We start from the raw sequence: 14,697 nt of genomic DNA on the forward strand, positions 1-14,697 counted from the left end.
TCGCTTGCTTCCGCGCATATCCTTCTTCTCCGGCTAACGTACCGTTAACCCGGAGCCGCGTCTTCGCGGCGATCGGGTTGAACGGATTGTTGGATTGCTCCCCGCCAACCTCGCTGCAGCGAGTACGCAGCCCCGAACGAGACCACGAGCAACCAGAAGCTCTTGAGTTCGTAGAAATGGACAGCTACGAACTGATTGATTTGATCGTTGCACTGCCACGTTTCGTAGTTGAAGCTGCCACCAAGGTCCAAGCATGTACCCGGAGCCGTCCACACGCGAAAGAATAGAACGGCCGCGCCGACGACAATGCCCCAAGCAACGAACTTCACCGACCTCCTAAGGATGTTCTTCATGCAATCCAACGCCACTGCTCACGCGCCGCGCTTTGCGCGGTCGCGTGCAGCAATTTGTTGGGCTCTGTTTCCACGTGCATCGCATCCTCTTCGCTACGTGAAGGCAACTGCCAAGACAATGACCAACACGACTATTGCCCAGCCGACCCACTCACGGGCCGTAAAAAGGCGTCCGTTGCGCCTGTGTTTGTCTTTGTCCAGAACAATAGGCCACAGCAGAAGGTAGTGGTGCCACGGACGCCGAACGCGCTCTTTCTGTGCCTCGTTCCCGCTCCGACCGTTGTCGCCTTGCGCCTTAATCTGCGCTGCCACCTCTGGCTCCAAGCTCCATGTCATTTTGCAATTGCAGCCTTCTACAGGGCACTCCATCCATCCTTCCGTCGGAGGAGAACCATACCCGCACAATCTGTGCGGATTGAAGAGATGCCCGCACTGGTTGCACAGTTCGTCGGCACCTGGAACCTTATCCGGCGGCACGCTCATCTCTGGCTTTACTCTTAAGCCCAACTTGATTTAGACAGCACCAGCCTGCCGTTAAACCTGGCGACCAGGCGATAAACCTGGACCAGGTCACGATCGCAAACTTTAGTGCCCATTGTAATTTTTGACGCCGCCATCGTTCGTCAGCCTACCTAAATTCCAGACAATCCGCCTCGTCTCCACCCGCCGGCGAGACCGGCTGCGATTAAACCTGGCGCTATCCGTTAAACCTTGCCGATGGATTCCTGGTTTTTGCCATAAGAACCATTGATCTCGATCGCCATACCTGTATATAACAACAGCACTAACCGTCCCCACCGGAGGTCAGCATGGATAGTCGACCTGGGCAACGTCCGCCACTGCGCGCCGCGCGACTGCTGGACCAAGTGCGCGAACGCGTGCGCTACCTTCACTACAGCCTGCGCACCGAAGAGGCGTACGTTTATTGGGTACGTCGCTTCGTCCGCTTCCATGGCATTCGTCATCCACGCACGCTGGGCGCCACAGACGTCGAGCGATTCCTGTCTGACCTCGCCGTCCAGCGAAACGCGTCACCTTCGACGCACAAGCAGGCCTTGGCCGCCCTGCTCTTCTTGTATCGACAGGTCCTGGATATCGACCTGCCCTGGATGCAGCAGATCGGCCGCCCCAAGTCGCAGCCCCGCATTCCCGTCGTTCTGTCCCGATTGGAGATCGCGGCGCTACTTCAATCCATGGAACCGAACGATCGACTGATCGCTCAGGTGCTGTATGGCATGGGGCTGCGACTGATGGAGTGCTTGCGCCTGCGCGTCAAGGACGTCGATTTCGACCGTAAGGTCGTTGTCGTGCGGGAAGGCAAAGGCGGCAAGGATCGCGTGGTGATGCTTCCCGCGGCGCTCGAGACATCACTGCGCGACCAGCTCAAGGTATCGCGCGCGTTGTGGGCTGATGATCGGGCTCAGGGTCATCCCGGTGTCGAACTGCCCGACGCGCTCGCGCGCAAGTACCCGAATGCGCCGCTGGCGTGGACTTGGCATTGGGTCTTTCCAGCACCTGCGCTGTCCACCGATCCCAGAACCGGAATTCGACGCCGCCATCATCGATACGAGCAAACCGTCGGCCGCGCGATCGCGCGAGCAGCCGCCAGCGCACGGATAGAGAAGAAAGTGACAGCCCACACGCTGCGCCATTCGTTCGCGACTCACCTGCTCGATGCCGGCGTCGACATTCGTCGAGTACAGGAACTACTCGGGCACAGCGACGTCAGCACGACGATGATCTACACCCACGTGCTGCCCTCCTCGGCAGCGGGGACTCGAAGTCCCCTGGACGTCCTGCCGGACAGCCCAGCAACGCCTCCCGCAGATAGAGACGATCAGGTAAGAGAACCAACCGCGACATACAACTCAATGGCCTCGGACAGCGGCACAGGGAGCTTCTGCTGGCGAAACTGTGTTTCCACTTGGTTTCCAAACCAGCAGAATTCCAGGTCACTGAGCATCACTTCTCATCAACCAGATTGTCGCTAACCCGTTGTCTTCGCTCAGGTCGACATCTGCTTGTTGACCGATGCCCACACTTGGAATTCCAGTAACACCTTCACGGGTGTTCGTGGGTTCGAATCCCACCGACGACGACATCAACGCACAGGAGCCTTGTTGTTAGTCCAGCGCCGATCGTTCGCTAGAGCGCTTCTTCACAGGTCGCGCGCGCACCCGAGGACTTGAATAGAAGCACTCCTTCGCGAGACCTTAGATGGCTCACCAAATAGGCCGACAGTTCCGCTGCGTCCGACATCGACTGTTCATGCGCCTGGGACGGGCTGGACGTATAGATCGCCACGCGCACGCACGCGGCAAACCCGGACACAGTCACCGCGGCCCTATGAGCTCCCCAGAATTCGGCCCCAATGAACCCATCCTTGCGCATCAGCGGCGGCGGGTTAAGCGTGAGCTTGAAGTTCAGTAGCTCAAGTGCTGCGGCAATCTCGTTCAAGGCATCCTTCGCATCTGCAGCGGGCAATGAGAATGCGAACTGGGTATCCGGCCTCACCCAGGTCGCGGCAGCATCGCCAGCGCTGAGCAGCAGCAACGTTGCAAACAGTATCGGGGCAACTCTACTCATCTTTGGCCCTCCACCGTCGCGAATGAGCCGCGAGCAAAGTGCGCGGCGGTCGGAATTGGAGTACGACGCTGAAACTGTCTTGGTTTCCAATTGATTCACGCAGGCAGCGGGAGTGCCTCATCAATGTTGCGTGCACTGCGTCGTCTGAACCGGCGGGATCTCTACATCGCACCAATGATGTTGAGGAACGCGCCTTCGTGCCTGAAGCTCAGGTCGGTCAGGTCGTCCGAGAAATCCGTGAAGTTGTAGCCTATGCCAACCTTCACGTGATCCCCGAGTTGGCGATACACCGCCGCGAGCGCGCCGCTGCGCTGCTCGTTCAGATCGGTCATATCGAGCATGCGTCCTTCGATCAACCCCTCCCAGAGGCCGAACGTCAGGTCGGTGCGCACGATGTAGAGGTGCGCGCGATTGTCGAAGAACTGCCGGTCTTCCCGGTCCAGGCTCACCTGCCCGAGTCGATACGCATACTTTCCGCCCAGCGACCAGCGATCGGTGATGTCATAGGTCACGTCGAGTGCCCCGACGTGGCTCTTCTGGATGAACTGCGCTGGCAGGTGCTGCGGCGTCACCTGCTCGGTCGTCGGCACGTTGAAGAAGTACGTGTACTTGGCCAGTGCATTTAGGCGATCGTGCGCGACGGGGCGATATCCGTATCCGATCACGGCTTCCGTGTAACCACCGTCGTAGAACTGCCCGAGCGAGCTGGTGCTGTCGGCATGATTGAACTTGCCAAGCACGCGCCAGTCGGGCGTGAGCTGATACTTGAAAGCGTTGCGATAGAGCCAGGTCGTCCGCTCCGCCATCGTCTGGTCCGGCTGCTGCGTCTTGTCGAGGCGATACTCGACCGCGCTCGAGAATTGTACGGTCTCGAAGCCGTACCCGACGCTGACGCCACCCGCTTCGCGATCGATCTTCGAACCGGTACGCTGGTCGACCAGGGATCCGATGTCGGTGTTAGCGCTCAGGTTCCAGCGATCGTTCGGCGCAAGGCTCATGCCGGTCGCATGCGTGAGTCCGGAAGTCGATTCGGTTTCCTGGTAGCGCTGCTCCAGATACACGCTGCTCGCATCCGACAGTTTGCGCTTCACACCTGAGATCAGGTTGCCACGCTCCCCGTGCAGGCCATTGTCCGTGCGCTCATTCTCGAGCGCATAGTTCAGATACAGGCTCGTGCGTTCGGAGTACTGGTAGTTCGTGCCCACTCTGGCGCCCGGGCCGAGGTCGCCATCGGAGACTTCCAAGTCCGCACGGAATCGGTCGGTGAACCGGTATGCGCCACCGACGCCGACGCGACTATCCTCTTCACGCTCCGCTGACTTCGACAATGTTTCCTGCACGAAGCCATAGGTGCGCCAGGTCGAGCGTGAGTCGTAGCCGAGCTGCACGACCGCATCTGTGCGTTCGCCCTGCTGCAGGTTCAACGGCGTCAGCGTGCCGTCATACTCACGCTCGTCCTTGCGCACACCCGTGCTGATGTCCCAACGCTCGGTGATCTGGTAGCCCACATCGAGCTCCTGGGCATTCACCGAGTAACCCTGATCCTGTTCCCTCTGGTCGGCCTTCGCCCGCAGCCGCACACCAAACGGCAGTTCCGTATTCAGAGTGCCGCCCTGGTATTTCGTGTCCGTCAGCGCCGTCAGGCCTGGCGCCGAGTAGCCCGCACCCTGCGACTGCGTGTACAGCGTGATGCGACCCGGCAGTGCCTCGGTGAACTCGCCGAACCCAATGCTCAGGTCCGCTCGCCATGCAGTCGCGTCAGCATCATCGAACCCCGTGGAGGAATCGCCGACGAAGTCGAACCCGCCATCGCTCGAGTACAGCGAGCTCGACACCAGACCCTCGCTTTGCGCCCCCTGGACCTTCAGGAAGGTGTCGGCACTCATCCGTACCGTCACATCGGCGCCGTTCAATGTGCTGTCGCTCGTGCCTTCTTCATTGGTACTCGCAGTCAGGCCGATCCTCAGGTAGTCGTTGATCCAGTAGTGCGCCTGCCCACCGGTCGCCATGGCGTCGATCTCGTCGAAGCCCGGCGTGTATTCGTAGCGAACCACGAGGTGCGCCTCGTCACCGCTCAGCCCACCCGTGCGGACGAGCAAGCCGTCGTCGACGGTGGAGTTGAGCGGCTCGGCGAGGAGAATGCGTCCCTGCAGGTAGTCGACGTCGTAGTCGAGGATCGGTTGCAGGTTCTTCACACCTGTGACGAGCCCAGAGTCTTTGTCGCGCAACTCGATGCGTACACGCTCCGAACCCACGAGGATGTCCTGGTTACGCAGGAAATAGAGCGAACCACCAGTACCGCGGAACTCCTCGCGACTCGCGAGCGTGCCGGGTTCGGCAGCAAAGCCATCGATCGCCGCCCGCTGCTCACCGAAGCTTGTCGTGGCTTCCGTTTCAAAGTGGAGATTGCCGCCGTACAAGCCGCGGTCGACGTGCGCCAGTTCGTTGCCCATGTAGCTGATCCGGAAGTTGCCCCACAGCGCATGGTTCTGATCGCGATTGACCTTCACGTAGAACTTGCCGAGCGTCGGCGCCACTTCCTCGACAATCGCATCGTCGCCGAAGGTCGGATAGTGGTAATCGGGATCGATGCGGCGGAACAGCGAGTCCGGCGACTTGTCGAGGAAGTTGCTGAAGAGATCCTTCACGGGCCCCTCACGGGTGTCCGCGCTTGCGGTGAGTCCCCAGTGTTCGCTGAACTTGCCGTTGATGTAGAACGCAAGGCGACCGTCGAGCGTCGAGTCATAATCGTACGGCGTGTTCTCGCCCTGCAACAGGTCGACCGGACCGCGTGCCCGGTGCTCGGACACGGTGACGTCGGCGAGGCCGAGATAGAACCAGTCGTCGCGCTCGAACTTCAGATCGCGCAGATACATCGAACCGTTTCCACCTTCGTCGAGCACGGCGACTTCGACCGTGTGCATGCCCGAAGGCAGCACTTCTTCCGCAACGAAGCTGCCGCTGTGGTCGACCGGCACCTGCCGGCCCGCGACCCAGACCGTGTGCTGCGCCGGGATGCCGGTGCCCCGCACTTTCACCGTCCCGCTGCCGAGGCGAATATTGCTGACGGACAACGCGTTGTCGCCATAGCCCGCGAGCAGTTCCTGATCGCGCCGCTGCTTCACCTTCTCCTGGTCGGGTTCGACTTCGCCTGCATGGCCGTATACGAGCCACAGAGGCTGCGGGACCGTTTCATCGAAATTTCCCTTCGTGTCGTACGCCCTCAGGACGTACTTCAGATCGCGTGCCGGCGCCGCAACGACGCCGGAAGTCGGCACCCATTCCGCGAAGCCGTTGGCATCGAACGGGATGACGTCGAGCGGATGCGCCTGGGGCGATTGATCGGCAGTGAAGATGCGAACCTCCGACCGTTCGATGAACGCGGAGTAGTTCGCGTACATGCGGAAGCGCACCGGATCGCCGATGTAGCGTGGTTCAACCGGCGACGTCGTTTTCGCTTCGCCGGCAGCTTCGCCAGCGGACATTGCTGGCTCGTCCCCAGCGGCGGTAGCCGGCTCCGTTGGTGCGTCGGTCAATGCTTCCTCATCACCGTGCGCCGCGACTTCCTGCTCGTCCTCCTCAGAAGGAGACTCGCTGGGCTCTGCATCTGGCGCCTCGGTCTCGGCATCCTGCACACCAGCGTCATCCGCTGGTGCTGCCTGCGGGACTTCCCCTGCAATGGCGGCATCCCGCAACACAATCGTCGACGGAGCTGCAGCAACACTGAGCCGCCGGCTCGATGACAGGCTGTCGAACTGGAACTGGATATCTGCTTCCTCCAGCGCGACGTCCGTACAGCGCTGGATGTCCGCGGAGCTGCGCTTCGGATCATCGATCGGTTTGCCGTCGACGGTGATTCGCATGAGGTTCAGGGCGAATGGATCTTCCGGCGACAGCTCGCGCGTGAGCTTCGTGATATCGACACCATCGAGGTCATCGACCACGGCACGCTCGTCGTAGACCACCTGCACTACGACGTGCGAGGTCTCGCCCTGCGTGAAGCCTGCATTGACTACGTCGTCGGAGTGCACGTACCCGCGACCTTCGTGCTCTGCCTGTTCGGGAGTGAGTGCCATCTGCTCGCGGATCGTCTCCATCGCCCGCCGTGCCCGCGCGGCGGACAGGCCGATGTCGTCGCCGTACACGCTGGCCGTCCTGCGATCGATGCGCTCGTTCTTTGTGTAGCCGACAAAGCGCAGGCGAACATTGGTCTTGCCATCGACGTCAGCCATCGCACGCCGCAACTGATCGACGTACCCCGCGGGAATCACGGCCCTGCCCCCCTCGAGTTCGAGCGGCGCAATACGGCCCCAGGCCGGATCGTGGACCTTCGTCACCATCGCGGCATCGCTGTCCTTCGGGCACAGCTGCACATCCTCCGGCATCTCCTGCAACGGATCGTCATGCCAGAACTCCACCTCGACGCGCCGATTGAACGCACGCCCCTGCGCGGTCGCGTTGGATGCCAGCGGCAATGCCTCGCCGCGCCCGTCGCTCGCAACTGCCGTCATCGGCAGTCCCAGCCGCCCCTGGATATCGAGCGCCACGCGCTGCGCACGAGCCTTCGAGAGCGCGAGATGCGTTCCATAGATCCGCTCGTCGCGACCCGCCAGAGGCAAGTCGTCGGTGAAACCTGTGAATTTCACCACCACGTTCTGCTTGTCCTGGAGGTTGAGCAGCGTCTTGCGCACCTGCGCAACGAATGCGTCGGTGACCTGGACGCCTTCTTCCGTATAGCGCAGCGCCGGCACGAGGTTTCTGATGCGGGCTCGGCGTGCGTGGCCTTCCACGAATCGCATTCTGCAGACTGTTTCCATGCGGCAAACCTTCATGCGCCGGAAGTTCTCCCTGAGCAGAACCTCCTCCTCGCCGGCCCGGTGCCCCGTCGCGTCGTACCACACTTCAACTTCGACCCGACGATTGAGCGCGCGACCTTCATCCGTGAGATTGGTCGCCACCGGCTTTGCATCGCCGAACCATTCGTACGAGATCGCTTCTGGCCGCAGGTTCAGGCGGGACTTCAGGAACTCGGCCACCTCGCCCGCGCGCTCGCGCGACAGACCGGCATTGTCGCCGTAGCGCTGCGCCAGCATCCCTGACAGCGGCTGGTCGTCGGCGTGCCCCACAAGATGCAGCCGCACATTGCGGTGGTCACGCATGTCGTCGAGCACCTTGCGCAATGCCTCGATGTATTGAGGCGAAATGCCGGCAACGCCCGACTCGAAGCGGATCGGCGGGATCACGTTCCGGAGCTTGACCGTTTCGATCTCCTCCTTCGTGACCTGCGTCGCGATGATCATGTCGCCCGCCTCCCTGTTCACGCGGTCGGCATCGGACACCCATTGCGTGAGCGCCTCGTCCTTCGACAGCTGGCGCTCGACGGATTCGCCCAGTGCCTCCTCCTGGACGGATTGCGCCTGCGCGGACGCGATCGTCAGACCAATCGCAACGAAGAATGAGGCGCGCACGCTGCGGGTCGCGCCCTGCACGGACCTGTATTTCGTGTGCATCATTCGTTCACCTGCCCGAGTTCCTGCACGGCCGCGGGCTTCCTGGGTCCGCCGCGCCGCCAGAACACTTCCTGTTCGGTCGTGAGCTGGTAACAGGCGCCTGCAGGTCCAGCGGCACTCTCCTCGCCGCAAGCAGACGCAGAGATTCCCTTCCACGACTGCGTGATCTGCTTCTTCACCGCCGCCATGCGCTGATCGACGAGTTGCTTGTCTTCGAGATCAGCCATGTACGACAGGCGCAGAACGGCCGGGCCACGCTGCAGCTCTTCAAGGAGCAGGCTCAGGCGCGGCTGCCACTGCGGGCGCATGTTCGCCGTACCCGGCTCGAACACGGCGTCGGCAATGTCGAGCCCGATCACGCGATGGATCGAGGCACCGAAGTTGAATCGCAGCGCCTTGCCGCGGGTAGCGCGCAGCACCTTCACTTGCTCCGTCGACGCACGGAATCCGGCGGGAAGCGTCCGGTCATCGAGCTTCAGGACGAAATTGCTCCCGCGTCCCTCTCGCGGCACGACGGCGCAAGTGATGTGGAAGCGACCGAAGGCATCGGTAATCGCCGTCAGCCCGCGCGCGCTGACGAGGCGTACGCCTGACAGACCGCGTTCACCCGCATTCTGGATGCCATTGCGATTCGCATCGTCGAACACCTTGCCGGTGACATCCGTGCAATCGAATGTCGCATCCGGGATGACGCGCACGGTCGCCGCGCCTTCGTTCGACAACGGACTGTTGGTCAGCGCGTGCGATGCCTGGGCACGATTCGTGAACTCGCCTTCGCTGACACCAGCGCCTACCGCCAGCAGCAGCACGATCGAATGACGCTCCCTGCCATAGACAATGAGGTCATTCCAGGTGAGCACCCGGCCCACGAGCGTCGGCTCGACCGGCGTCCCATCGATGCGTGCCGACCCCTCGACGTAACGGAAGCCGGCCGGGAATCGGTCGGCCAGGGAAACATCGAACAGCGGCACGTCCGTCACGTTCGTGTACGTGATCGTGTACGGAATCATCTGGCCGCGCGTCACGCTGAACAGCGGCGTCGTCTTCGAGAGCTGCAGCACGCCCTGCAGGTCCGGATCGAGCGGGATGTGGTTGTTGAAAACCTGCGATGAGACCGGAATGGGCGCATCACTGAACGTGAAGTGCCTGTGGTACCGAGTGCCGGCGGTACGCGCGCGCACCGACGTTGGCGGTGCGAGTTCGGAGGCCTGCACCTCGCAGTGCTGGGCGGTCGCGATGACGGCGTCATCGGTGCTTGCCGGGCATGACGGCACAGAGAACGGACCCGTCGCAACGTCGGAGGCTGGCGGAATGATCTGCGACGGACCCGCGATGTAGCCGACAGCAGGAGCCCTAGCCTCGACGATGTAACTGCCGCCACTCGGACAGGCTGGATCCGAGAAGTTGAGATCGAACCGGTAGTAGCCGTACGGCAACGTCACCTGGTTCTGTTGCGCAGTGTCGTCGAAGCAGCTTGCTGGCAACGGTGTCTGGCTGCTTGCGTCCAGCATGGTGAGCGTGGCACCTGCAATCGGCGCACGCGTGATTGTGTTGTAGACGACGCCGTTCGGCTCGATCGGCAGGTTCACATTCAGGTAGTTGCTGCCCGACTGCACGACGATGTTGGTGATGCGCTGCAGGCCATTCGTGAAGACGGAATGTGCTCTGCCCAGCGCGGCCGTGGCCGTCCCGGCGCCCGGCGCCGTGAAGCGCAGCTCGTAGCGATAGTTGGTCGAAGCGTTGGGGGCGATCCCGCCGATCGCGTAGTTGCCCGAAGCATCGGTAACAGCAGAGTGAACGAGCTGGTCGTCGCGGTAGAGCCCGACCGTCCATCCCTCGAGCAACCTTTCCGCGGCATCGACCGTCTGGTTGAAGTTCGCGTCGTGCCACGCGGTGCCGCTCAGCATTGCGACGCCGACCATGCCGCCGATGTCGATCGCAACTGTCGCACTCGCCTGCCGCTGCGGTGTATTCCAATAGACCGTGCCCGTGTTCGTGACACGCGTGCCGATCGCGAGAGTGGAATTCAGGAGCGCGCGGAAACGCAGCGTGATCACGCGACCCGGCTGCAGGGCACCATAGGTCGTCGAATAGTCGGCAGTCAGTAGCGATCCCACGACGGTGATGCCAGTCGTCGAGCCGTTCATCGACCATGACTGATCCACAAACGACAGGTACCCCGGCGTCGGCATCGCGATGTCATCGCGGATCTCGACTGCATAGGCCGGCACGACGCCGACATTGGTAACCTGCACGACGTATTCGAGTGTCGCGCCCGCGATTGCATAGCCTCCGCCGACGACGCTCACGGCCTTGGTGATCCGCAGTTCCTGCAGGTTGCCGACGACAACGACTGTCGGCTCGGGTCCGGTCATGGGATTGCCGTCACCGTCGGTCAGCAGATCCGGCAGTTCCGCCGTGTCGACAACGGCCTGGTTTGAAATCACCGTGCCGGGCGGCACGCCGTCGTTGACGCGCAGGTCGAACTGCACGATGGCCGACTGTCCGCCCGGTGTCAGCGTGCCCTGCCCCGCTGCCGGCAGCGGCGGCGTCAGGTCGGATGAGCTGACAGCGATTCCTGCCACCAGAGGCGACACGCCGCCGTCGGGACGGCCTACCGGTTGTCCGTTCAGTGTCAGCGAGTCGGCAACGTATGTCGTGTTGGTGGGCACCGCATCGCGCAGCATGGCCATCGTGAGCGGCAACGAGCCATTGTTGTAGACGCGGATCGTGTAGCGCAGCACGTCGCCGGCATCAACGATGCCGGGCGACATGGAGTCAACCTGAAGCGCCGCCGCCTTGTCCGCAAAGAACCGGGGGACGATGCGAACGGTGTGTGCATCCTCATGGTCCACGACTGCTGTCGTGCCATCGGTGAGCGTGCGCGTGTAGGTGCTGCGGGCCGGATTGTTGGCGGCGGCGTTGTACCACTGAATCGCACCAGCCACATTGGTCAGCGGAACGTTGTACTGACTGCCGTCGTCGAGTTGCGTGCGGTAGCCGATGCGCAGGCGCTCACCGACGCCGATCACCGAAGCTAAGGTGATCGCATTGACCGTGAGCTGACAGGTCGCGCTGTCGTAGAGAAGCGAATAATCCGTGCCCTGCACCAGCGGGCCCTTGCCGGCGACCGGTGTAACACCGTCGGCTGCGAACACGCGCGCGCTCGTCACCTGCGGTGTGGTGTCGCACATGCCTCCGGTAGGACCATCGGGCAGGCGATCGAGCAGCGTCACGTTGAACGCCTCGACTGTGCCGGTGTTGCGCACGTCGAGCATGAAGTTGCCCCACTCGGCCGGGACCATCGTGGGCGGGCCGGACTTGTCCATTACCAGCGTAGGCGTGCCGGGCGGGATCGGCGGCGACGTGAATTCGCCGACCAGGCCGGAGCTGTTCGAGACGCCGCCTTCGCGCGTGATGTATTCGTTCGTCGGCTGGCCGTTGACGAGGAAGTTCAGCGACAGCGTGTACTCCATGCCGTCGACTTCGAAGGTCGTGGGCGTCGGTGACGCGACGATCGTCACGCGATCCGTGCAGCCTTCGTTGGGCGGCGTCGGGAAGGGACACGGCGTCTGGTCGTTCGGGGTCTCTACGTGGTTGAACGTGAATGTAAAGGTCAACGGCGGGCGCGGAGTGCCGTCCACGCTGATCGCGAGAACGACGTCGAGCTGGACTGACGACAGCCAGGGTTCGTCGACCACGTTGTTACGATGCGCGAACGATCCGAGGGAGAAGAATGGAATCGGCCCCGGCAACTGCAGGGGCGGCGGAGGCGAACCGATGAAGTCGTAACCGCTCTGGGGACCCGTCGTGATGCCCCAGTTGATGCTCGCGGCCGGACTGCCGTTGACCGCGACGGGATAACCCGGATCGCCTGGATTGCTCGCGTCGGTGACCGTCGGGTCGTGCCAGATGCCGGTCACGGACTGATAGGTGATCTCGGCCGCGGATGCTCTCTCCGCCGGACTCAGCACGAACAATGCAACCAGCAGGATCGCGATCCAGCTGTGCTTCGTTCCCGGACTGATTGTGACCCTTGATCTCATAACCCTCGTTCCATTCGCCTGCGAAGCAAGTCACGAACGGACCGAGGGAGTGTCCGCACGTCGGGTGCGGATTCCGGCGGTCCCGCTGTCGTGGAGCCCGCGAACGGGCTCGTTAGACCGGTGACTTTGCGTCGCCACCTTTCGGTGGCTTTGCCCTTGTCGATTGACTACGAAAGATCCAGCTTCGATTCCTCAACTGTCTCGTGCCGCTTCTCAGGCGGCGGGCAGGAAGTCGATCGGATAGAGAATGGTCAGCGCAGCCACATCCTTGGCACCGAAGTTGATCGTCTTCACGCGCTCGACGACCTGCGCGGACAGTTCCGGCGCATTCATGTCGGAGGCCTCGAGCTGGCACATCGACACGCTACCGTCCGGCTCGATCGTCAGCTTGAGCACCATCTGTCCGCGCAGCGTGGGGTCCTTGCGCAGCTCGCGGTTGTAGAGGCGGTACAACGCCGACTTGTAGCGGTCGAACACGATCTGGATTTCTTCATCGGTGCGCGAGTTCGCGACGCTGTCGCCGCTCAGCGGACGATCCGCACCAGGCCGGCCGATGCCGCCGATTGCGCTGGTCGCACGAGTGGTGGCCAAGCGGGTCATCCCGCCAGAGCCGCCATTGCCGCCGACACTGCGGCTGATCGATGCGAGGTTGATGCCACCGCTCGAGCCGGGTGCATTCGTCGTCAGCATCGCGCGCTGCGCAGGTCCTGCATCGCCCGCGCTGTTGATCTGCGCCTGCGAGCCGAGCCGCGACAACGCCTGCTCTTCCTGCACGCTCGCCAGTTTTTCGCGGAACGCGAGAATGCCCTGGTCCTTCGCCTCGGGCTCAACCACAGTGGGCTCGGGAACCTCAGTCTCGCGCTTCGCGACCTGGATCTTCGGCGCTTCCTTGGGCTTCTGCTGCTCAAGCTTCTCTTCGAGCTTCGGCTTCGGCATCTCGCGTGCCGGTGCTGGCGGCTTCGGCCGGGATTCGATCAGCAGGCGTACGACCCGCTCGGGGATTTCCACCTCCGGCTTCAGGATGCTCTGCGGCAGTTCGATGAACGGCACGACGAGCGCAAAGATGACGCACACGAGCAGCGCAGTCGCCACGTTCTTGCGGAACCGCTGGTCGTCCTCGCCGCCGCGACTCCAGGGCATGAATGCCTTGTAGGCCGGCAGCTTGCTGATCTCGCGTTCGACGATCCATTCCTGCTTGCGCCGCTCCTCCTCTTCGAGTGCTTCGAACAACACGTCTTCCATGAAGCCGGCGTGGCTTTCCTGCTGCCCGATGCGGTCGATGACATCCGCGCGGCGCGCTTCGATTTCACCGAGGCGCTGGCTGAACTGGTCGACGCGCATACGCACAGCGCGCACATGGTCTGCGCCTGCGCGGCTTTCGCCGCCAGCGCCCCAGAACACCGCGGCACCGCCGATGCCGGCCAACCTGTCGAGCGAGGTGCAGATATCGATGGCCAGGCGATGCTGTTCGCGCTCCATCGCAAGGCTTTCCAGTTCGGCATCGACGGCGCGCAGGTCACCCGTCAGCGCATCGAGCACCTGGCGCGCCTGCGCGAGTTCGGCCGCGAGCGCAGCCCGATTCTGTTCATCCGAGATGCTCTCCGCATCCGGCCTGGCGATGCCTTCTGATGCAACGGCATCGGGAATGTCGAGCACCGCCTGCAGATCGTCGATCTCGATATGTGCTTCAGCTCGCGACATTGGCGGGCTTCTCCTTCTGCAACACGGCCAGCGAGATCTTTCCGTACGAGGAAGAGCTGCAGGTGGCCATCACTCGCTTCACCACCTCGAACGGCAGGTTCTTGTCGGCGATCACAGTCACTTCACGCGACGACAGTTCCTCCGCTCCCACGGAACCTGCCAGCATTGGCCGCTCGAGAACTTCCCGCAGCGGTTCGACGAGCACCGTTGCCGAACTCTGGACTTCTGCAATCGTCGCGACCGGCTCGCCCTGTACGAAGAGGTGTTCTCTCGTGATCATCACGACGACCGAGCTCTCTGGCTTCACCTCCGCCGTGGACTGCGGAATCTCGACGCCTTTCGAGTTCTGCACGCTTTCCACTTCGGTGGAATAGATGAGCAGGAACGCGACCAGGACCGACATGATGTCGATCAGGGGGATCAGGTTGAGCTCGGCGTCTTCGCGCGGCTTCGATCGATTCAGGAGACTCATGCGACTGGTTTCCTCGATGTTCGAGAGGT

At 62.5% G+C, this 14,697-nt stretch carries 5 protein-coding genes, 1 pseudogene and 1 riboswitch; of the genes and pseudogenes, 1 reads left to right on the top strand and 5 read right to left on the bottom strand.

Going from position 1 to position 14,697, the window contains the following annotated elements; translation table 11 throughout:
- Window positions 1–1,162: 1,162 nt before the first annotated feature.
- A pseudogene (locus HNQ60_RS06170) lies at window positions 1,163–2,155 on the top strand (integron integrase); the annotation flags it as partial.
- A 343-nt stretch (window positions 2,156–2,498) separates the two neighbouring features.
- On the opposite strand, the gene HNQ60_RS06175 reads toward HNQ60_RS06170, so the two are convergent.
- From HNQ60_RS06175 to HNQ60_RS06195, 5 genes are all read right to left on the bottom strand, one after another.
- A complete protein-coding gene (locus HNQ60_RS06175; RefSeq protein ID WP_184330094.1) occupies window positions 2,499–3,029 on the bottom strand; it encodes a hypothetical protein in 531 nt (176 codons plus the stop codon).
- 71 nt (window positions 3,030–3,100) lie between these two features.
- A complete protein-coding gene (locus HNQ60_RS06180; RefSeq protein ID WP_184330095.1) occupies window positions 3,101–8,452 on the bottom strand; it encodes an OmpA family protein in 5,352 nt (1,783 codons plus the stop codon).
- Complete coding sequence (locus HNQ60_RS06185; RefSeq protein ID WP_184330096.1) at window positions 8,449–12,495, bottom strand: THxN family PEP-CTERM protein; 4,047 nt, start codon at window positions 12,493–12,495, stop codon at window positions 8,449–8,451. Before HNQ60_RS06185 ends, HNQ60_RS06180 begins: the two co-directional genes overlap by 4 nt.
- Before the next feature lie 72 nt (window positions 12,496–12,567).
- Window positions 12,568–12,660, bottom strand: a riboswitch (cyclic di-GMP riboswitch).
- Between the two features lie 48 nt (window positions 12,661–12,708).
- Window positions 12,709–14,196 carry an AgmX/PglI C-terminal domain-containing protein gene (locus HNQ60_RS06190; RefSeq protein WP_184330097.1) on the bottom strand — a complete coding sequence of 496 codons (1,488 nt, stop codon included), beginning with the start codon at window positions 14,194–14,196 and terminating at the stop codon, window positions 12,709–12,711.
- The gene (locus HNQ60_RS06195; RefSeq protein WP_184330098.1) at window positions 14,183–14,668 is read right to left on the bottom strand and encodes an ExbD/TolR family protein; all 486 of its coding nucleotides are present in this window, start codon (window positions 14,666–14,668) and stop codon (window positions 14,183–14,185) included. Before HNQ60_RS06195 ends, HNQ60_RS06190 begins: the two co-directional genes overlap by 14 nt.
- Between the last annotated feature and the right edge of the window lie 29 nt (window positions 14,669–14,697).

The organism is Povalibacter uvarum, assembly GCF_014202975.1.
GTDB lineage: Bacteria > Pseudomonadota > Gammaproteobacteria > Steroidobacterales > Steroidobacteraceae > Steroidobacter > Steroidobacter uvarum.